Source organism: Flagellatimonas centrodinii (assembly GCF_016918765.2).
In the GTDB taxonomy this organism is placed as follows: Bacteria; Pseudomonadota; Gammaproteobacteria; order Nevskiales; family Nevskiaceae; genus Polycyclovorans; species Polycyclovorans centrodinii.
This window is the reverse complement of record NZ_CP092104.1, coordinates 3,014,563-3,032,434: the sequence shown is the minus strand read 5'-3', so window position 1 is coordinate 3,032,434 and position 17,872 is coordinate 3,014,563. Positions and strand designations below refer to the sequence as shown.

Genomic DNA, 17,872 nt, shown 5'->3' with positions numbered 1-17,872 from the left:
GACCCCACATGGCTCTAACCGACCTTGAAATACGCAAGCTTCCCGTCTCTGAGAAGCAGTACAAAAGACACGACGCCCACGGCCTCTACCTCCTAGTCCTGCCGAGTGGCGGCAAGTCATGGAGGCTGAAGTACAGACGCGATGGGAAGGAAAGCGTCATGTCGCTAGGTCAGTGGCCTGCGGTGTCTTTGGCCGCCGCGAGGAGACAACGCGATTTGATCCGTGGAGACCTGATTCAAGGTCATGATCCCGCATCGCAACGGCGCGAAATACGTGCAGAAACACGCAGGGTTGCACTGGAGCCCAAGAAATCCTTTGGCTGCCTAGCAACAGACTGGCTGGCTCACATCAAGCCAAACCTCAAACAGTCGAGCTACGAACAACGGAAGCGCCGAATTGAAATCTACGTCATACCTGTTCTGGGTAGCCGCGACTCAGCCGACATCACCACTGCAGATGTGATGTCGACGCTCATCCCGATTGAGAACGCAGACAAGATTGAAACCGCGCATAGAGTTCGAAACCTGATCGAGCAGATCTTTGATTGGGCTGTTGCTCGGGGACGAGCGACAACAAATCCAGCACGCGGAACAGCAAAGGGTATGCGGCAAAAGCCAGTCAAGCACTTTGCGGCCGCTCGTTGTCCTGATCAGATCGGAGACATCCTTCGCGCAACTTGGGACTACCCCGGATCCTTCTCAGTACAGACACTACTGCGAGTCATGCCCTATGTCGCCGCAAGACCCGTAGAAATAAGGCACTGGAGATGGTCAGAAATTGATTTCGACAAGGCAATATGGAAGCGAACCCTGGCGAAGACACGCAAACTGAGGGACAAAAGAATCATGATTTGTCCACTTGCGCCACAGGTACTCGCCGAAATCGAGCTTATTCGGCCCTACTCGTTTAATCGTGACGACCCCGATCAGTTCATCTTTCCGGGGTTGATCCCCGGAAAACCGCTCAGTGAATCTACCGTTGGAGCAGCACTTCGGCGCATGGGTATTGATACGCGACAAGAGCACACCGGCCATGGTTGGCGAGGATCGTTCAGCACCATCGCCAGAGAAGCTGGAGCTCCCCGCTCTTGGGCTGAAGCACAATTGGGACACGTGGTCGAGGATGAAACTGAGGCCGCCTACAACGCAGCCGAGTATCTCTCTCAGCGCAAGGCATTGATGAGGTGGTGGGCCAACTGGCTCGACGCTGCAAGACTCAAACAGCCCGCCCCGCTTCTTTCGAATTATTTTGGAAGCCGAGAGTATGCCCTCGCAACTGGCAATGTTGTTCCTCTTGCGGAAGCAATCTAAAGCAGATAGCTTAAAGGCTGATCGACAGAAAGGAGGGCTGAGATGGCTCGTTTCCCTTCTTTCGAGCGCCAAAGCGCTCAATACATGAGTAATTTTCAATGTCTGATCATCAACACCAGTATGTCAATGTTCGTACCGTCGCAGCACGTTGTTCGATACACCGCTCGACCGTTTACAAGCTCGTACAACGCGGTCTTCTTCCAAGACCCATTCGATTGGGAAGCTGCGCCAGGTGGCGTGTCGCAGACGTAGAGGCGGCGATCGCGCGCTTAGAATCGACGACCTTGAAGCATTAACCGCTCCAAGCGACTTCACATAGCGGAAGAATCGAGAACGACCATCATGCAAATCGATACATCGAAACCAGTGATGGTGACCGGCGCGACGGGTTACGTCGCCGGTTGGGTGATCAAACGTTTGCTAGATGAAGGGCTAACGGTTCACGCGGCGGTCCGCGACCCAGGACAAGCGGAAAAGCTCAGCACCTTGGTGGTACTAGCAAAGAACTCCCCGGGCACGTTGCGCTTCTTTAAGGCTGATCTGATGGAGGCTGGGTCGTACCGAGCGGCCATGGAGGGTTGTTCGGTGGTCTTTCACACGGCATCGCCATTCACACTGGATGTGAAAGATGCAGTCAAAGAGCTCATCGAACCCGCCCGCTTCGGGACCCGCAATGTGCTCGAGTCAGTTAACGAGACCCCGTCCGTAGAGCGGGTGGTCGTGACGAGCAGTTGCGCGGCGATTTACGGAGACAACGCTGACCTTGACTCGGCACCGGGCGGGGTATTCACCGAAGCGCTTTGGAATACCACCTCATCCGTCGAACACCAGCCTTACTCGTACTCGAAGCTTTTGGCCGAAAAGGAGGCATGGTCCATTGCCTCATCACAAAGTCGCTGGAAATTGGTCTGCATCAATCCTTCGTTGGTGGTCGGCCCGGGGATTCGCCCCGACGGCACATCTGAGAGCTTCAACATCATTCGGCAGATGGGCAACGGCACCATGAAGATGGGTATTCCAGATATCGGCTTTGGTGTTGTTGATGTCCGTGACCTCGCCGATGCTCACCTTAAGGCTGGTTATCTCCCCGAAGCTGAAGGCCGATTTATTGTCTCGGGGCACAACACCAGTTTTCTCGAAATGGCGAGGTGTCTACTGAACCGCTTCGGCAACGACTATCCTTTGCCGCGCAGGAAGTTGCCCAAGTGGGTGGTGTGGCTGTTCGGACCACTGACCACCAAAGGCTTCACTCGAAAAATGGTTAGCCTGAATGTTGATCTACCATGGCGTGCCGACAATCGACGTAGCCGCGAAATCCTTGAAGTGACTTACCGCCCACTGTCTGATTCGATGAATGACTTCTTTGCGCAGATGATTGAGAGCGGGCGAATCAGGAAAAGGTGATTAGCTTGAGCCGAGTGCAAAAAAATCGACTCATGTCTGCATCCACACCCGCTGCCCTCAATAAAACTCGCACTGCATCCCTTCCGATCTACTACAGGGCATTGACGCCAACGAACCTGCTGTAACTCAGTAGATCGCATGAGCAGCTTGTCGGGCGGCTACTTTCAAGACGGCTCCTTTGCTTGCGAAGGCCGGTTTGGTTTGCCTGCCGTCTGATTTAGCGCGCCAAAAGGCTCTCTACCGCCTTCAAGCTGTCCTGCTCATTGGCCAGCTCTTTCACTGCGAAAGCCTCGATGGCCTTTTCGTGCGCATAGACGTAGGAAAAGAACTCCAAATCCGGCTTCTCACTGTTCTGCTTCAGGCGGAGGAATCTCTCTTGGAAGGGGCCCGTAGCATCACGCACGAGTCGCATGGCTAGACTCCAGGGCATGAGCCCCAGTGCCACGCCCTCGGCATATCCTTTCAGCTCCCAGACTTTCGGCTCGACCACAGGCTGGCCGGTCTTGGTCACGTACGCCAGATAACGCGCCAGCGTCTCTTCCTCCAGTGCCTTCAGGGTCAGCCACTTCGCCTTGCGCTCGGCGTTCTGTGTCAGCCGTGCGGCCGTGGCGAACACCGCCCGCCCGTAAACTTCCGACTCGTGAATGCGCTGCAAGTCTTCTTTGTACTGGGCATATTTCATCTCGACTTCCTTGCAGGTGACGCTGAAGTGCCACCATCGGGCGCTGGGTCACTTCGCCTTGATGGAGTAGCCCGCGCGCGGAAAGTGAATATGCAGCGTGCCCAGATCCGCATGGCTGCGCGCCACGATGATTCGATCCTCTGTCACGGCAGCCAGCGTGCCAGTCACCGGCACCAGACCATAGTCGGCAGGGGCCACGTCCACCAGGGTGCCAATGGCCACGGACGGGTCCGCCACGCTCGCCGGCAGCGGGCGCGGTTCTGCGTTTCGGGCCGCCGCAAACGCTTGTTCCTGGGTGATGTCTTCGCGCTGACCGTGCCCCAGGTCGCTGACCTTTTGATACCAGGCCATCACCTTTGGCCCGGCCTTCAGCGGACGGCGGTTGCAACTCACATACAGCCAAAGCGGGTGATAGACGGTGAAGTCGGCCACCGACACAGCGTCACCACCCACCCACCCACGGTTGCGTCGCCAACCGGGTTTCCAGCGTTTCCATTAACGAATCCAGGATGGCCTGGGCTTGCGCGCCCTTGGGCGGTCGCACCGTGCCACCCTTCAACAAACCGGCCCGATCCTTGGCGAACTGGTAGGTGCCGACGGGGCCAAACGCCAGCAGCATGGTGCCCAGCAACCGTAGCGGCGGAATCGCGGTAATTGCAGCGAAGAACGCCTGCTTCTCGGCCCGAGACATCAACTCGGCAGTGGCAGCGTCAACGTTGGCCGGGTCAAGCGCCGGACAATCCGTCGCCCGCGCAATCTCGCGTGCAATGAGCGTGGAGTCACAAAAAATATCGGCGCCGATCTGCGCGACCGGAATCCGCCGGTAGCCACCGGTCAATGGGTCAACATTCGGCCTGGGCGGCTGCACCGGCGAGATCAGCGACTGCCAGCGCGCGTGGGTCAGACCGAACATCAGGCGAATCTTCTCCGCATAAGGCGAAGCATCGTAGTGATGCAGGATCATTGATTCGTTCATCCGTTGGGTCCCCTTGTGAGGTCTGCATCATGCAACGTCGTCGGACAAATGCAACTTCACGACCGCAGCGTCGGTTGGCTCTCGTTTCCGCCTGTTGCGCCAGGCGCCAGGCGAGGACCCTCGACCCGAAACCTTACCGAAGCGTCGCCACGCTATAAGCCATGCATCGGCTGGAGTCAGCCCAAACCTGTCATTCGCGATGCTGAACAAATGGCCGCTCAGCACACGTTCGCGACTTCGGCCAGCATGAAGCCGCCGGTGAGTGCGAACGCGATCCACGTCGCGCGTTCGCTGGCGCTGCGTCCGTGGGCGTGCCCCGCGCTCATCGCGCGCCGCGGTCGATGGACACGATGCGCCGCACCTCACGATCCCAGAGCAGGCAGCGCAGTGAGGGCAGTACGTCGGCCAGACTCAGGCGGCGCACCTCGGTGAACCGCTCGGCATGCGCCGCGTGACAGGCGGCCAGCCGGTAGTTCGGGATGCGCGCGCACAGGTGATGAACATGATGGTAGCCGATGTCGGCGGTGAACCAGTTCAGCCAGCCCGGCAGCACAAGGAAGCTGGTGCCGTGGAGCGCAGCGGTTTCGTAGTCCCAGCCCTGATCGTCGCTGGCATAGGCCTGGTCGAAGTTGTGCTGGACGGTGAACAGCACGATGCCTGCCGCACCCGCCAGCGCGGTGGCCAGCAGATAGACCGTGAAGAACAGCGAGGCCCCGATCAGGCTGGACATCGCCGCCCAGAGTCCGAGCAGAGCGAGGTTGTTGAGGCTCATGTGGCGGAACTCTGCCGCTGATGCCCAATGGCGGGTTCGGAACACGCGCGCCTGTGCGCGCCAGCCGACCTGCGGTTGCGCGATGCCACCGCGCAGAAGATGCACGAGCAGCGCCGCGCAGCCACGCAGCCAGTTCAGGCGCGGGTTGACCACCAGGTACATCAGGCCGGCGAGCGGTGCCATGCCGACCCAGCGCGCACGCCGGTACTGCTGCTGGCGCGCCGGGCTCATCTGCGCGAACTCCTCCAGCGACAGCGTGCCCAGCGGCCCGCGGTACTTCGACCAGTTGCCGTTGGTGGCGTGGTGATAGGCGTGATGCCGCGACCATACGTATTGCGGCATGCCGGTGAGCACGCCGAACACAAAGCCGCAGGCGGCATTGAGCGCGCCGCGCCGGAACAGGCTGCGATGGCCGCAGTCGTGCATCAGTGCAAACGCGCGCAGCAGGAACAGGCTCATCACCGGCACGGCGAGCACCACCGCCCAGCCGTGACCCACCGCCACCAGCCACCACAGCAGGCCCAGCGGGATCAGCGTGCTCGCCACCTGCAGCGACGCGCGGCGGTCGTCACTACGGGCGAAACGCGCGACGAGCGTGCGCGTGCCGGACCGGGGCGACGGCATCGCCGGGGCCGGCACGACGCCAGCGGCACCGCGCCCGTCCGCTGCGCGCGGCGTTGCATGGGCGCGATCCAGCAGCAGCAGCGCGAGCAGCAGCACGGCGGCGTCGAACAGCACATGCGGCCCGCGCAGCGCCGATTCCGGCACCCGTTGAATCAGCAGCGTGTAGCTCTCCATCGCAATCACGCCGAGCACAAGCAGCACGGCAACACCAACGATGGAGATGCCCGCCTGCCAGCCGAGATCCTTGCCGAGGTTCATGCTGCGCTCTCCGAAACAGGTGTGGCCGGTGGAGCGAGCACGGCCCTGGCCTCGCGCCGATGCGCCATGCGGAACAGCCCCGGCAGCACCAGCAGGGTCAGCAGCGTTGAGGAAATGATCCCGCCGATCACCACCGTGGCCAGCGGACGCTGCACCTCCGCGCCGGTGCCGACGTTGAGCGCCATCGGCACGAAGCCGAGGCTGGCCACCAGCGCGGTCATCAGCACCGGCCGCAGACGGGTCAGTGCGCCCTCGATGATCGCGTCGTCCAGTGACTTGCCCTCTCCCATCAGGCTACGGATGAAGCTGACCATCACCAGGCCGTTGAGCACGGCGACGCCGGATAGGGCGATGAAGCCGACGCCCGCCGAGATCGATAACGGGATGCCGCGCAGCCACAGCGCAAGCACGCCGCCGGTCAGCGCCAGCGGCACGCCGCTGAAGATCACCAGTGCGTCACGGATGGAGCCGAAGGCCAGCACCAGCAGCCCGAGGATCAGCGCCAACGTGACCGGCACCACGATGGACAGGCGTTTGGACGCCGACTGCAGTTGCTCGAAGGTGCCGCCGTAGTCCAGCCAGTACCCCGGCGGCACATTCACCTGCGCGATGGCGGCCTGCGCATCGGCCACAAAACTGCCCAGATCACGCCCACGCACATTGGCAGTGACCACGATCCGTCGCTTGCCGTCTTCGCGACTGACCTGGTTCGGACCGGGAGCCATGTCCAGCCTCGCCACTTCCTGTAGCGGCACGTGGCCGCCTTGGGGTAAAGGGACTGGCAACCTCTGCAGGGCGCGCAAATCCTGTCTCAGCGCTTCCGGCAGGCGGACCACAATATCGAAGCGTGCATCGCCCTCGAACACCGAGCCGACCTCGCGACCGCCGAGCGCGGTGGCAACAACAGCCTGCACTTCCGAAATGGTCAGCCCGTAGCGGGCCAGTGCATCGCGGCGCGGCATCACTGAAAGAACGGGCAGCCCTGCGACCTGCTCGACCTTCACGTCAGCAGCACCGTCGACGTCGCGTACCGCCTGGGCAAGTTGGTTGCCGGTGCTGAGCATCAGATCCAGATCATCGCCGTAGAGCTTGACTGCAAAGTCCGAGCGAACACCGGTGATCAGCTCGTTGAAGCGCAACTGGATCGGCTGACTCATCTCATAGGCATTGCCCGGGATTTGTTCTAGCGCCGTCTGCATCTCCGCTTCTAGGTCCGACTTGAGCTTGCCTGGATCTGGCCACTGGTCGCGCGGCTTCAACATCACGTAGCCATCGGAGATGTTCTGCGGCATCGCATCAGTGGCCACCTCGGCCGTCCCGGTGCGGGCGAAGGCGGTGAGCACCTCGGGGAATTTCAGCAGGCGGGTTTCGATCTGCTTCTGGAATTCCACCGACTGCGTCAGCCCGGTGGCCGGGATGCGTAGCGCTTGCACCGCGATGTCACCCTCGTTAAGACTGGGCACGAATTCGCTGCCCAGGCGTGTGGCAAGCCAGCCGCAGGCCAGTACCAGCACGACCGCACCGACCACAAATGCAACGCGCGCCTTGAGCGCAAACCGCAGCAGCGGCTCGTAGCCGCGACGTGCGGCATGCAGGATCACGTTGTGCTTTTCCTTCACCGGACCACGGAACAGCAGCGCCACGCCGGCCGGCACAAAGGTCACCGACAGGAACAGCGCGGAGATCAGCGCCATCACCACGGTTTGCGCCATGGGGTGGAACATCTTTCCTTCCACGCCTTCGAGCGCGAAGATCGGCAGGTAAACGGCGGTGATGATGAACACGCCAAACAGGCTGGGCCGGATGACTTCGGCGGTCGCGTCGTAAACCGTTTCCATGCGCTCCTTCAGACTCAGGGTCGCGCCTTCCAGACTCTGTTGGGAGAGTCGCCGCAGGCAGTTCTCGACAATGATCACCGCGCCGTCCACGATCAGGCCGAAGTCCAGCGCGCCCAGGCTCATCAGGTTGGCAGAGACCTGGGTCTCCACCATGCCGGTGATGGTCATGAGCATGGCCAGCGGAATCACCAGCGCCGTGAGCAGGGCCGCACGCAGATTGCCCAGCAGCAGGAACAGGATGACGACCACCAGCAGCGCGCCTTCCAGCAGGTTCTTTTGCACGGTGGCGATGGCCTTGTCGACCAGCACGGTGCGGTCGTAAGCCGGCACCGCTCGCACGCCATCAGGTAGTGACTCGTTGACCTTGACCAGGCGCTCGGCGACCGCCTTTGCAACGGCGCGGCTGTTCTCGCCAACCAGCATCACTGCCGTCCCCAGGACGGTTTCGTGGCCATCGCGCGTGGCGGCACCGGTGCGCAGTTCCTTGCCCAGCGCGACCTCGGCCACGTCCGCAATGGTGATCGGCTGACCGTCGCGCGTCGCAATGACCAGGCGACTCAGATCACCAATGCCGCTCACCCGGCCAGGGATGCGGACCAGCAGTTGCTCCTTGTTGCGTTCGAGGTAACCCGCGCCCTGGTTCGCATTGTTGCGTTCCACTGCCTGCACCACGTCTTCGAAGGTCAGACCGTAGGACAGCAGACGCGCCGGATCGGGCTGCACGTGAAACTGCTTGGCGTAGCCGCCGATGGAGTTCACCTCGGTGACGCCTGGCACCTGCAACAACTGCAGACGGATCACCCAATCCTGGAGGGTGCGCAGCGCAGTGGCGTCGTAAGGGCTGCCGTCTGGCTGCCGCGCATCAGGATCGGCCTCGACGGTGTAGAGAAAAATTTCACCGAGGCCTGTCGCGATGGGCCCCATCGCGGGCTCCACCCCATCGGGCAGGCGGTTACGGACTTGCTGAAGGCGCTCGTTGATGAGCTGGCGGGCAAAATAGAGATCAGTCCCCTCCTTGAACGCCACGGTTACCTGTGAGAGGCCATAGCGCGATAGCGAGCGCCGGTAATCCAGGTCCGGCAGGCCGGTAATTGCAGTCTCGATGGGGATGGTGATGCGTTGTTCAACTTCCAGCGGCGTGTAGCCGGGGGCAGAGGTGTTGATCTGCACCTGGACATTGGTGATGTCGGGGACCGCATCAATCGGCAGGCGCTGGTAGTTGTAGATGCCCAGCGCAATGAGCGCGAGCATGAGGGTCATCACCACGCCGCGACGAGCGATGGCGAAGCGCAGAATGGCTTCAATCATGAGCGTGTCCTTTGTTGGAGCTCGCGGCGCGCTGCGTCTGCGCAGCGTCGCGAAGGGTGCTGATGCCGCCGTAAACGGCGACCAATGCAATGCAAAAAGCGACGGCCAGATCTGGCCAGTTGCTGCCGACGACCAGCACCAGTCCACCCGCAGCGAAAATGCCGAAATTGGAGACGAAGTCGTTGAGGCTCATCGTCCACGCCGCGCGCAGATTAACGTCCTCTCCCCGATGGCTGCGGAGCAATTTGACGCATAGGACATTGATGGCAACAGCGACCGCAGCGAGCATCATCATGGACATGCCCAAGGGCTCGGAGCCGCTGACAAAGCGGCGCAGCGCGTCAACAATCACACCTCCGGCCAGCAGCAGAAGCATGACCCCCGTGATCGCGGCAGCCGCCGCCTTCCACCGGGCACCCCGCGTCACCGCGAGGAAACTGACGGCGTAGGCCACGGCGTCGGAAAAATTGTCTAGAGAATTGGCGATGAGACTGCTGGAATCTGAAGCAAGTCCGCCGATCAGGAGCGTGACCCCTAACCCGGCATTGAGCACCAGAACCCAGAGCAGCACCTTTCGCTGCGCATGGTCGTTTGCATCAATGGCTGGTTGATGATCAGTGCCCATGCTCGGCCTCCCCCTTGCCCAACTCTGCCTTGAGCACAAAGCTGCCCTCACCCACCACCGCTTCACCCGCCGTGAGGCCGTCCAGAATCTCGACAACGTCGCCGTCACGGCGGCCTGTCTTTACGACCCGTGATTCAAATCCGCCAGCGTCTTCGACAAATACGGACGTCCGACCCTCCAGCTCCTGCAGGGCGACTTCCGGCACGGCCAGCGCAAGCTGAGCCTCGCCGATGGCCACCTCGGCCTGTACGTAAAGACCTGGGGCCCAACGGCCGTCAGCGTTCTCCAGCTCGACCCGCGCAGTGAGGCTCTGTGTGGCACTGACTGAGAGCGGTGACACGAACACGATACGGCCCTCGCTGGTCGATCCCCGGTCGGCGGTCTGCACCCGAGCGTTCTGGCCCACTTTCACAAGAGATCGATCTCGCGGGAACAGCGACAACTCAACCCACACTGTGGACAGATCCACCACTGTAAACAGCGGCTGACCCTGAACCTGCTCACCGGGATTGGTGAATCGTTCAGTCACCACACCCCCCTGTGGACTGCTGACGGTGTAGACCTGCAAGCTCTCGTTGCTTTCGACGGTGGCCAGTGACTGGCCGCGTTTGACGGTGTCTCCGATCTGCACATTGACGCTGCGAACCATGCCGGGAAAACGGGCCGTGACACTGGCCACGCGTTCGGGATTGGGCTTGACCACGCCATAGAGAGAAAGGGTTTCCCTCAACATCGCGGGCCCGGCGGGTGCAATCACCAGGCCTGCGGCCGCGCGGGCCTCAGCGCTGAGGTTCAGCGCTTCGGCATGGCCTTCTTCCTCGGTGTGGCCGCTTTCGCCTTGTTCGTGGCGATCCCCCTCGCTGTGATCCTCCCGCTCGTTGTGGGGATCACTCTCCGAATGGCCCTCCGCGTCATCGTGGGCATGGCCTTTTTCGTCAGTGTGGTTGGCTTCGCCTGCTGACTCGTGGCGATCTCCTTCGTGATGGCCTTCGCTTTCGTTGTGCGGCTCGGCCTCGGAATGACTCTTCGCGTCATCGTGAGCGTGCCCTTCCTCGTCGGTGTGGGCGGGTTCATTCGGCTTACCGCAGGCCGTCAGGGCAAGCCCGAGCGTCAGTAATAAGGCGGAGTAGGTGATGGTCTTCATGGTGGAGCGATCCTTTAGCGGCTGGCGGACAGGCCGCTGAGCCGTTCGATTTCAATCAGGGTCAGGTGGTAGGCGGTGGCTGCATCAATCAGGCTGTCGCGCACCGCCACCAGCTCGCGCTGTGCGTCCACCAGTTCGAGGTAGCTGTAGCGTCCACGCTCGTAGGCGTATTCGGTCTTCTTGAGCGCGGCCTCAATCTGGGGCAGGGCACGCTCGCGCAGCGCGGACACCTGCTGCCGCAGGTCAAGCAGCTCGCGATGATTGCGGAACAGTTGGGCCCGCGCATTCACCAGCGCTGCAATGCGTTGCGCTTCGGCGCCGTCCCTGAGTGCCTCGGCTGCGGCGATGCGGCCCTGGTTGCGATCAGAAGTCAGCAGCGGGATGCCCACCGAAAAAACCAGCGCGGTGTCCCTGACCGCTTGCTGCCGGCGCAGGCCCGCACCGATCTCGATGCCCGGGCGGCGGCTGGCCAGCGCCAGCGTAATTTCCGATTCACGCAGACGGGCCTGGCTCAGGTAGCGCGTCAGATCAGGCGTGCGTTCCAGCGCAGTGAGCAGATCCGGATACGGCGCAATCTCGGGAAGCTGGTAAAGGTCGGCCGCAGCCTCGGTGAAATCAGGCATCGCCGCGCCCCAGGACGCCGCCAGATCGGAGCGCGCGGCGAGCAGTTCGTGCTCGGCATGTGCATCGGCGATGCGGGCGCGTTCGAGTGCCACAGCCGCCCGATCCAGCTCCGCCTCGGGCGATTTGGCTGCTTCCACGCGGCGCTTCACCGCTGCCGCAGTCTTGTCTGCAAGCTCCACAGCCAGATGTGCGAGACGATGTTCCTCTTGCTGGCTGACCAACGAGACGAATCGTCTGGCCGTTTCGGCCAGCAAGTCCAGGCGCGCTATGTGGCCCTCAACTTCAAGGCCTTCACGTTCCAGGCGGGCACTGGCGACGCGCTTGTCGCGCAGGCCGTCCAGTTCGATCAACTGGCTCAGCCCAATGGTGAGTTCGGCAGCATCGAAGCCGCTGGTGTCGCCGGTGCCGAGCACGTTCTCCAGATCGGCCGTCAGCCTGGGGTTCGGCTTCAGGCCCGCCTGTGTGACGAGGCCGTCTTGCGCCTTGAGTACGTATTGATAGGCCGCTAGGTCTGGATTGGATTGCAACGTGCGTGATAACGCTTCGCGCAAGGTCAGAGGGACCTCGGCTGCAAGCGCGGCACTGGCCGCGCCAAAAGCCAGCAGTGCCGCGAGCGCGAAGCGCCCGGTGGCGGTGAATCGAAACATGAGGGGAACTCCCGTGCAGCGTGAACGGATGCCCTGGGATCAGGGCAAGGGGTGGGTTCAGGCGAGGGAGATCGAGGGCGGACCGCGCAGCGGCGGTGCGAAGTGAGGCGGTCGGGTTTCGTGCGCGTCGGGCGGTCCGCGCGCGGTGAGCACCGTCAGTCCGCCCGAGGCCGCGACAGGATCGGCGATGTCGGCTGAGTGCAGCACAGGTTCGTCGGCGCTCAGGTCGAGCTGGAACTGGGCCGGCGACAGCGCCGCCGAAAGTTCCAATTCCAGGTTGTCGGGATGATCATCAACGTGGAACTCGCCGAACAGGAGCCCCGCGTCAGCGTAGTGCGGCGCCTCGTGCTCGTGGCCCGCGCTTTCCAGGCCAGCACAGGCGTGCGCGTGCAGACCGAGCATCCGCGTCAGCGCGAGGCCGAGGCACAGCAACCAGATGGCGGGCATGCGGGTCATCACTGAGAGGCTATCACGGAAGGGACAGCATTCAGGGCGCGCGGATCGCCGGGCGACGACGACCAGCTCGGCGACAGCGTCCGAACCCACACGCTGTCGACGATTTGCACGGCGATCAGCGTCAGGTGCGTGCCCATCAGCAGGCCGACGGGGATCGCGACCGTGGGCGGTACGCACAGCACCGCCGCCGACACCACTTCCGCAGAGCTGATGTGTCGCTTGATCAGACGGTGATGCAGCAGATGCAGGGCCTGCACGATCAGCAAGGCCGTATAGGTCAATTCAGGCGTGAGCACGGCGCACCTCCCGGGTCGATGCAAGTTCAACGCGTGCCTGCGCAATGACCTGCCGCGCGGCACAGAGGCCCAGTAGGCCCATCCCGACCGCTACGGTGAGATCCGGCCAGGCAGTACCAGTTCCAACGACGCCCACCGCCGCCATCATCACCGCGACATTACCGATGGCGTCGTTGCGTGAGCACAGCCACACGGAGCGCATGTTGGCATCCCCCTCGCGGTAGGCGTATAGCAGCCAGGCCACGCTCAGGTTCGCGACTAGGGCCAGGCCACCGACGAGGCCCATCGTCAGCGGCTCTGGCACCACCCCGTGCAGCGCGTTCCAGCTCGCATGACCCAGGACATAGACGCCATAGCCGCCCATGAACAGCCCCTTGAGCAGTGCCGTGCGGGCGCGAGCGGCCAGCCCCATCGACAGCACGAACAGCGACACCGCATAGTTCGCGGCATCGCCAAAGAAGTCCACGGCGTCGGCCAGCAGTGAGACCGAGCCCGCTCCCCAGCCAGCCGCCAGCTCCACCCCGAACATCGCCAGGTTCACGCATAACGCGATCCACAGCACTCGGCGATAGCGCGGCGGAACCAGCACGTTCGAGGCACAATTGGAAGCACAGAAATCAATAGCCATCGGAATCCCGACGTGGACGATGGACCGTATTGGACAGCCTGTAGTAACTTCAGGGTCAAGCCCCGGAGCAGCACATGCCCAAGACCTACCGCATCGGTGAGCTGGCGAGTCATCTGTCGGTCGCCATCGAGACCATCCGCTATTACGAGAAGGAGGGGCTGCTACCGCAGCCTGCCCGCAGCGAGGGCAACTACCGTCTTTACTCGGACGCCGAGCGCCAGCGACTGGGATTCATCCTGCACTGCCGGGCGCTGGACATGACCCACGAGGAAATCCGCAACCTGCTGCGACTGCGTGACGCGCCGGAGCGGGGCTGCGCCGAGGTCAACACCGTGCTCGACGAACACATCGGCCACGTCGCCGAACGCATCCGCGTGTTGCGCAGCCTGCAGGGCCAGCTCAAGGACCTGCGCGCACGCTGCGACGCGCCGGGCACGTCGAAGGAATGCGGCATCTTGCAAGGCCTGGCCACGCCCACGAAATCCCGAACGGCATCTCGCCGTGCCGGCGTGCATGGACCGAACAGGGGCCATTAATGAGCTGGACGACCACGCTGGGACTGTTTGTTCTGACTGCCGTCGCGGAAATCGTCGGCTGCTATCTGGTGCTGCTGTGGGCCAAGCGCGGTGCCAGTCTTTGGGTGCTTGCAGGCGCCGCGCTCAGCCTCATGGCCTTCGCGTGGTTGTTGACGCGACACCCCGCGGAATCGGGTCGCGTGTATGCGGCTTACGGCGGTGTGTATACCTGCACCGCGCTGGCGTGGCTGTGGATCGTGGATCGCGTAACGCCGACCGTTTTCGATGTGGCCGGCGTCGGCACCATCGCGCTGGGCTGCAGCATCCTTGTAGCGGCATCTTTTCGTTGAGACCGGGGAACCGCTCGCCCAATCGACGCCGCGCACCAAACTATTGTTGGCAAAGGGAATGGGCCTGATGTCTCTTGCCAACAATCGGTCGTATCGCTTCGTCGACATTCGGTCGGCCCAGACCGGATGTTCGCGAGTGGCAGCAAATGGCACCTTGTTGCCGGTCACCCACCCATCCCCTCGTCCGCTCAAATGGGCCCTCCGCCAACATGCGCCTGTATTTCGTTCAATACGGTCCGTTGACCATCGGTGGTCTTGAGTAGCTCTCTGGGGCTGCGCCCGCCAAGCGCGTAGTTAGGCGCGTCGAGGTAGGCCATTGCCTCACTGCCGAATGCGTCGGTAGCGGCGTTGAGCACGCTCTCGGGGATGGGCTGCCGCTTGAGGTCTATGGTTTTTACTGTTGATGAACGGCACATGTGGATCTGCTCGCACTCGGTGTGCCGCATTGATAGCAGACCTGGGCCGCAATGTCCCAACCCTTATCTTCTTCTGTTCTTCTGTTCTTCTGTTTTTCTCTTCTGCTCTTCTGCTCTTCTACTGTTTAAACTTTATGGCGTTACTTTTAGCGCGCCTGCAACTGTGCGGTCGCGGTGCTGCCCTGCCAAGCCGGTGCTCGGGCATCAGGTGAATGAGGAAAACTGAGGATGGTTGAGGTATTGATGTACGGCAGCCTTGCGGCCGCAGGGCTGCTGATTACCGGTCTAACCTGGCTGATGGTGCGTCGCGGATAGCGGTAGATTTCAGCTGACGCCAGCCACTCATGAGTGGCTGGCGTCAGCTGTTAGTGGGTTGCTGATGGGGGGCTGCTGGAGGTGGGTGGCTGTTGGTGATGGGACTGTCTCTGATCGCTGGCTACTGCTTTCGCAATCTCATGGTGCTGGAGCGACAAACCGGGAATCGTGGGCAGCCCCAGAAGTCGTGTTTGCCCTCGGTGCCTCGCTTGAACACCATTTTGGATTCGCACTTCGGGCAGCTGGGTGTTGTGTAGTCACCTTCTGTGATTTCTCTCAACAATGCTTTTGCATCCTCTGTTGGGAGCGCATTGATCTGGGTGAGCAGGCTGTGGCCGTCGATGAGCTTGAGGTGTTTGCTTTTGGCGAACTCGGATGCGGCCTCGGTAAAGCCGTAAACGGTATAGAACAGGGCAAGCTGTGCTTTGAAGTGGTCGCGCGCACCCCAGAGTGCGCGGACGGATTCAACGCCTACGTTGCCTGTGGTCCATGACTTGCATTGGGCGACGGCGACGACCCGTCGCGGGTCTTGGCGGTCGCGGAGAATGACGTCGACACCGCCGTCGGCACCCGGACCGGTGGTGGCTGCGTTGTATCCCTTGATCTGCCAGTAGCGGCACACCAGCGTTTCCAGTAGTCGCCAATCCATGGTGCGGAGCAGGTCCATCGACCAAGCCTCCGGGTAAGGCGCGGGGCGATGGACCTGCGGTTCGGGATTTCCGGTTTCTGAGGTTGATGGCGGTGGCGACGTCGTTGTTGGTTTAGTTGCTTGTGGCGGCGGTGCAGATTGCGATGGTGGCTTTGGCCAGGGCATCGGGCTTAAACCGGTTTTTCGATCTGATGAGGCTGGCCGCGCCGACGTGCGTCCAGCAGCGGCGCGGCGATGGCTGCGTTGCCGACGGTTGGCTTGATCTCTTGCGATCAAGCCAAGAAAGGTCAGGATGTGGCCGAGGCTGCGCTTGTAGAAGACGACTCTGGCAATGCCGAGAATGAGCAGGACGGCGATGACGATGCCTGCTGCGGTCCAAACCATTTTGATCAGTGGCGCAAACGGATTGGATGTCGCAGGCGACCTGCTGGGCTCGGTGATGCTGCCGGTCGATGCGGTTGTGCTGGCCGGTGCCATGGCCTCAATCACCGCTGATCGCAGACTAGGCAGGATTCGTGGCGGTGTCGGCGCTGTTGTCGGTGTCGACGGAGTTGATGGAGGCGTTGGGCTGGCCCATCCCTCCGGCGAGCGCAGAATGATGTAACCATCAGGACATGGTCGATCTTGCGCGCCTCGCACGCCACCTGGGGATTCACACACCCAAACCGGTTTGGGCCGCTGCGCGGTGACATCGCTGGCGATCAGGGTGAGTAGGACCAGCAAGGCGATGTGTCGCATGCGCTTATGTGGCGAGAGTTATTGCCGAATCATCGCGATCAGCGGCGGCGATGTCACCCCACCCTGCCCCAGGATCACAACTGCAGCCCATGGTGGTCGCCACCGCAGGCGGCATCCCGCTTGGAGGCATCGGACTGATGATTCGGCTGGTGAGTGATTCAGCCTTTGTGATTCGGGGTTAGTGATTCAGGCATTTCACTGATTCGTGGTGATTCACGCCCGAGCGTAGCGAGGGACGTCGGCCAGTGATTCGGACGCGCTCAACTGAGATGCTTGGTCGGCGTCGGGGCGCCCATGCCGCCGCGCACTTGTCGCCTTACCCGGTTTTGGTTGCCGCGCGGGTACGGGGTGATGGGGTGTCCTCGTATTCGTCGGCATCAAACAATTCCAGAAACTGCGCGCGGTCACCGGGGCGGCTGGCGCCGAGCCACCGATTACGGTTCTCCCCTTCGAGCACTACAACCGACCGCTTTTCGTCCTCCGGTCCATGCATGCGTCCCATGATGGGATGACAGGGTGCGGCCATCGTCAGCATGGTGAATGACTTGCGCGTCGGGCCGGGATCATCCATCCGTCGCTCCCAAAGACCCGCCAGCCAGAAGGGCTCACCGTCTTTACGGCGGATAGCGTGGCGGACCGCTTTTCCGGTTTCGTAGCTGGGCTCATAGAAGCACTGGACCGGGATGGCGGCGAGTTGCCCGTTGCGCCAGGCCGTTCTGAAACTGGGTTTGCTTGCAACCGTTTCGCAGCGCGCGTTGTAGGTCATGCGGGCCAGCTTGGGATCTGCCCAGTGCGGCACCAATCCAAAGCAGGCCAGGTGAATCTGGTTTGGATCGGCGCTGGTGATGACCGGTGCCACCTGTCCGGGATAGACCTCGGACTTGTAGTGGGCGCCCGCTGCAATTGCGAATCCCCAGGCGATTAGCTTTTCAACGGGTGGTGGTTCGAAGTTGGCGCACATGGGTGGTGGTCCCCCTTACTGATAAGCATCTGCGGTCGAGTGGCTCGTCATCCGAGTAGCGCTCAGCTGCCCTTGCGTGAACGCCTGCGCTTTCTGAGATCAGCGATGTCGATGCCGTGTCGATTCATCCGGTCCAGGATCTCGCGAATCTGCTGATTGCGCTCCTGCGCCTTGATCATGCGGGCCTGGGCTTCCAGCGCTGCAATACGCTCTTGCAGTTCGACGTAGCTAAGGGGGTTGGTGGTGGTCATATCTTCCGTGAAGGTGTGAGTGGCATGGGAGAGCTGCTGGCGGTCCTCTTCGGGACTGTTTGATCATGGTATTCGCGCCGATGCT

General features: G+C 62.0%; 20 protein-coding genes. 5 read left to right on the top strand and 15 right to left on the bottom strand.

Annotated elements, in window-relative coordinates; translation table 11 throughout:
• Positions 1-8: 8 nt before the first annotated feature.
• From JN531_RS14630 to JN531_RS14625, 3 genes are all read left to right on the top strand, one after another.
• Positions 9-1,310 (top strand): tyrosine-type recombinase/integrase, encoded by a 1,302-nt coding sequence (locus JN531_RS14630; RefSeq protein WP_228349589.1) that lies wholly within the window; start codon positions 9-11, stop codon positions 1,308-1,310.
• Positions 1,311-1,408: 98 nt separating this feature from the next.
• Complete coding sequence (locus JN531_RS17455) at positions 1,409-1,606, top strand: helix-turn-helix transcriptional regulator (RefSeq protein ID WP_366522384.1); 198 nt, start codon at positions 1,409-1,411, stop codon at positions 1,604-1,606.
• A 46-nt stretch (positions 1,607-1,652) separates the two neighbouring features.
• Complete coding sequence (locus JN531_RS14625; RefSeq protein ID WP_228349588.1) at positions 1,653-2,714, top strand: NAD-dependent epimerase/dehydratase family protein; 1,062 nt, start codon at positions 1,653-1,655, stop codon at positions 2,712-2,714.
• Between the two features lie 217 nt (positions 2,715-2,931).
• Here the strand turns inward: JN531_RS14625 and JN531_RS14620 are convergent, their stop codons facing one another.
• The 11 genes from JN531_RS14620 to JN531_RS14570 all read right to left on the bottom strand — a co-directional run bounded on the left by JN531_RS14620 (position 2,932) and on the right by JN531_RS14570 (position 13,592).
• A complete protein-coding gene (locus tag JN531_RS14620; RefSeq protein ID WP_228349587.1) occupies positions 2,932-3,396 on the bottom strand; it encodes a hypothetical protein in 465 nt (154 codons plus the stop codon).
• 48 nt (positions 3,397-3,444) lie between these two features.
• Positions 3,445-3,828, bottom strand: a complete 384-nt coding sequence (locus tag JN531_RS14615; protein WP_228349586.1) for a hypothetical protein — start codon at positions 3,826-3,828, stop codon at positions 3,445-3,447.
• A gap of 10 nt (positions 3,829-3,838) precedes the next feature.
• A complete protein-coding gene (locus JN531_RS14610; RefSeq protein ID WP_228349585.1) occupies positions 3,839-4,372 on the bottom strand; it encodes a glutathione S-transferase N-terminal domain-containing protein in 534 nt (177 codons plus the stop codon).
• A 322-nt stretch (positions 4,373-4,694) separates the two neighbouring features.
• Positions 4,695-6,026: a fatty acid desaturase gene (locus JN531_RS14605; protein ID WP_084154989.1), complete on the bottom strand. Its 1,332-nt coding sequence runs from the start codon at positions 6,024-6,026 to the stop codon at positions 4,695-4,697.
• Complete coding sequence (locus tag JN531_RS14600) at positions 6,023-9,172, bottom strand: efflux RND transporter permease subunit (protein ID WP_052378937.1); 3,150 nt, start codon at positions 9,170-9,172, stop codon at positions 6,023-6,025. Before JN531_RS14600 ends, JN531_RS14605 begins: the two co-directional genes overlap by 4 nt.
• Positions 9,165-9,797, bottom strand: a complete 633-nt coding sequence (locus JN531_RS14595) for a cation efflux transmembrane domain-containing protein (protein WP_052378936.1) — start codon at positions 9,795-9,797, stop codon at positions 9,165-9,167. Before JN531_RS14595 ends, JN531_RS14600 begins: the two co-directional genes overlap by 8 nt.
• Positions 9,787-10,941, bottom strand: a complete 1,155-nt coding sequence (locus tag JN531_RS14590; protein ID WP_052378935.1) for an efflux RND transporter periplasmic adaptor subunit — start codon at positions 10,939-10,941, stop codon at positions 9,787-9,789. Before JN531_RS14590 ends, JN531_RS14595 begins: the two co-directional genes overlap by 11 nt.
• A gap of 14 nt (positions 10,942-10,955) precedes the next feature.
• Positions 10,956-12,212 carry a TolC family protein gene (locus tag JN531_RS14585; protein ID WP_228349584.1) on the bottom strand — a complete coding sequence of 419 codons (1,257 nt, stop codon included), beginning with the start codon at positions 12,210-12,212 and terminating at the stop codon, positions 10,956-10,958.
• Between the two features lie 57 nt (positions 12,213-12,269).
• The gene (locus JN531_RS14580) at positions 12,270-12,668 is read right to left on the bottom strand and encodes a hypothetical protein (RefSeq protein WP_029891651.1); all 399 of its coding nucleotides are present in this window, start codon (positions 12,666-12,668) and stop codon (positions 12,270-12,272) included.
• Positions 12,668-12,964 (bottom strand): hypothetical protein, encoded by a 297-nt coding sequence (locus JN531_RS14575; protein WP_029891650.1) that lies wholly within the window; start codon positions 12,962-12,964, stop codon positions 12,668-12,670. Before JN531_RS14575 ends, JN531_RS14580 begins: the two co-directional genes overlap by 1 nt.
• The gene (locus JN531_RS14570; RefSeq protein ID WP_029891649.1) at positions 12,951-13,592 is read right to left on the bottom strand and encodes a cation efflux transmembrane domain-containing protein; all 642 of its coding nucleotides are present in this window, start codon (positions 13,590-13,592) and stop codon (positions 12,951-12,953) included. The genes JN531_RS14575 and JN531_RS14570 overlap by 14 nt, the downstream gene beginning before the upstream one ends.
• Before the next feature lie 74 nt (positions 13,593-13,666).
• Here JN531_RS14570 and cadR point away from each other — a divergent pair, with 74 nt between their 5' ends.
• Both cadR and JN531_RS14560 read left to right on the top strand, forming a co-directional pair.
• A complete protein-coding gene (gene cadR / locus JN531_RS14565) occupies positions 13,667-14,128 on the top strand; it encodes a Cd(II)/Pb(II)-responsive transcriptional regulator (RefSeq protein WP_052378933.1) in 462 nt (153 codons plus the stop codon).
• Complete coding sequence (locus JN531_RS14560; RefSeq protein ID WP_029891647.1) at positions 14,128-14,457, top strand: YnfA family protein; 330 nt, start codon at positions 14,128-14,130, stop codon at positions 14,455-14,457. The genes cadR and JN531_RS14560 overlap by 1 nt, the downstream gene beginning before the upstream one ends.
• 188 nt (positions 14,458-14,645) lie before the next feature.
• Here the strand turns inward: JN531_RS14560 and JN531_RS14555 are convergent, their stop codons facing one another.
• The 4 genes from JN531_RS14555 to JN531_RS14540 all read right to left on the bottom strand — a co-directional run bounded on the left by JN531_RS14555 (position 14,646) and on the right by JN531_RS14540 (position 17,787).
• Positions 14,646-14,873, bottom strand: a complete 228-nt coding sequence (locus JN531_RS14555; RefSeq protein WP_228349582.1) for an MbcA/ParS/Xre antitoxin family protein — start codon at positions 14,871-14,873, stop codon at positions 14,646-14,648.
• A gap of 436 nt (positions 14,874-15,309) precedes the next feature.
• Positions 15,310-16,314 (bottom strand): restriction endonuclease, encoded by a 1,005-nt coding sequence (locus tag JN531_RS14550; protein ID WP_228349581.1) that lies wholly within the window; start codon positions 16,312-16,314, stop codon positions 15,310-15,312.
• A 577-nt stretch (positions 16,315-16,891) separates the two neighbouring features.
• Positions 16,892-17,536, bottom strand: a complete 645-nt coding sequence (locus JN531_RS14545) for an SOS response-associated peptidase (protein ID WP_228349580.1) — start codon at positions 17,534-17,536, stop codon at positions 16,892-16,894.
• A gap of 62 nt (positions 17,537-17,598) precedes the next feature.
• On the bottom strand, positions 17,599-17,787 hold the full coding sequence (locus JN531_RS14540) for an H-NS family nucleoid-associated regulatory protein (protein ID WP_228349579.1): 189 nt from the start codon (positions 17,785-17,787) through the stop codon (positions 17,599-17,601).
• Between the last annotated feature and the right edge of the window lie 85 nt (positions 17,788-17,872).

Coding starts and splice junctions, on each gene's coding strand:
- JN531_RS14545 (WP_228349580.1), bottom strand. CDS start 17,536: ATGTGCGCCAACTTCGAACCACCACCCGTTGAAAAGCTAATCGCCTGG.
- JN531_RS14620 (WP_228349587.1), bottom strand. CDS start 3,396: ATGAAATATGCCCAGTACAAAGAAGACTTGCAGCGCATTCACGAGTCG.
- JN531_RS14605 (WP_084154989.1), bottom strand. CDS start 6,026: ATGAACCTCGGCAAGGATCTCGGCTGGCAGGCGGGCATCTCCATCGTT.
- JN531_RS14555 (WP_228349582.1), bottom strand. CDS start 14,873: ATGTGCCGTTCATCAACAGTAAAAACCATAGACCTCAAGCGGCAGCCC.
- JN531_RS17455 (WP_366522384.1), top strand. CDS start 1,409: ATGTCTGATCATCAACACCAGTATGTCAATGTTCGTACCGTCGCAGCA.
- JN531_RS14540 (WP_228349579.1), bottom strand. CDS start 17,787: ATGACCACCACCAACCCCCTTAGCTACGTCGAACTGCAAGAGCGTATT.
- JN531_RS14560 (WP_029891647.1), top strand. CDS start 14,128: ATGAGCTGGACGACCACGCTGGGACTGTTTGTTCTGACTGCCGTCGCG.
- JN531_RS14610 (WP_228349585.1), bottom strand. CDS start 4,372: ATGAACGAATCAATGATCCTGCATCACTACGATGCTTCGCCTTATGCG.
- JN531_RS14600 (WP_052378937.1), bottom strand. CDS start 9,172: ATGATTGAAGCCATTCTGCGCTTCGCCATCGCTCGTCGCGGCGTGGTG.
- JN531_RS14595 (WP_052378936.1), bottom strand. CDS start 9,797: ATGGGCACTGATCATCAACCAGCCATTGATGCAAACGACCATGCGCAG.
- JN531_RS14585 (WP_228349584.1), bottom strand. CDS start 12,212: ATGTTTCGATTCACCGCCACCGGGCGCTTCGCGCTCGCGGCACTGCTG.
- JN531_RS14590 (WP_052378935.1), bottom strand. CDS start 10,941: ATGAAGACCATCACCTACTCCGCCTTATTACTGACGCTCGGGCTTGCC.
- JN531_RS14570 (WP_029891649.1), bottom strand. CDS start 13,592: ATGGCTATTGATTTCTGTGCTTCCAATTGTGCCTCGAACGTGCTGGTT.
- JN531_RS14550 (WP_228349581.1), bottom strand. CDS start 16,314: ATGGCACCGGCCAGCACAACCGCATCGACCGGCAGCATCACCGAGCCC.
- JN531_RS14580 (WP_029891651.1), bottom strand. CDS start 12,668: ATGACCCGCATGCCCGCCATCTGGTTGCTGTGCCTCGGCCTCGCGCTG.
- cadR (WP_052378933.1), top strand. CDS start 13,667: ATGCCCAAGACCTACCGCATCGGTGAGCTGGCGAGTCATCTGTCGGTC.
- JN531_RS14625 (WP_228349588.1), top strand. CDS start 1,653: ATGCAAATCGATACATCGAAACCAGTGATGGTGACCGGCGCGACGGGT.
- JN531_RS14630 (WP_228349589.1), top strand. CDS start 9: ATGGCTCTAACCGACCTTGAAATACGCAAGCTTCCCGTCTCTGAGAAG.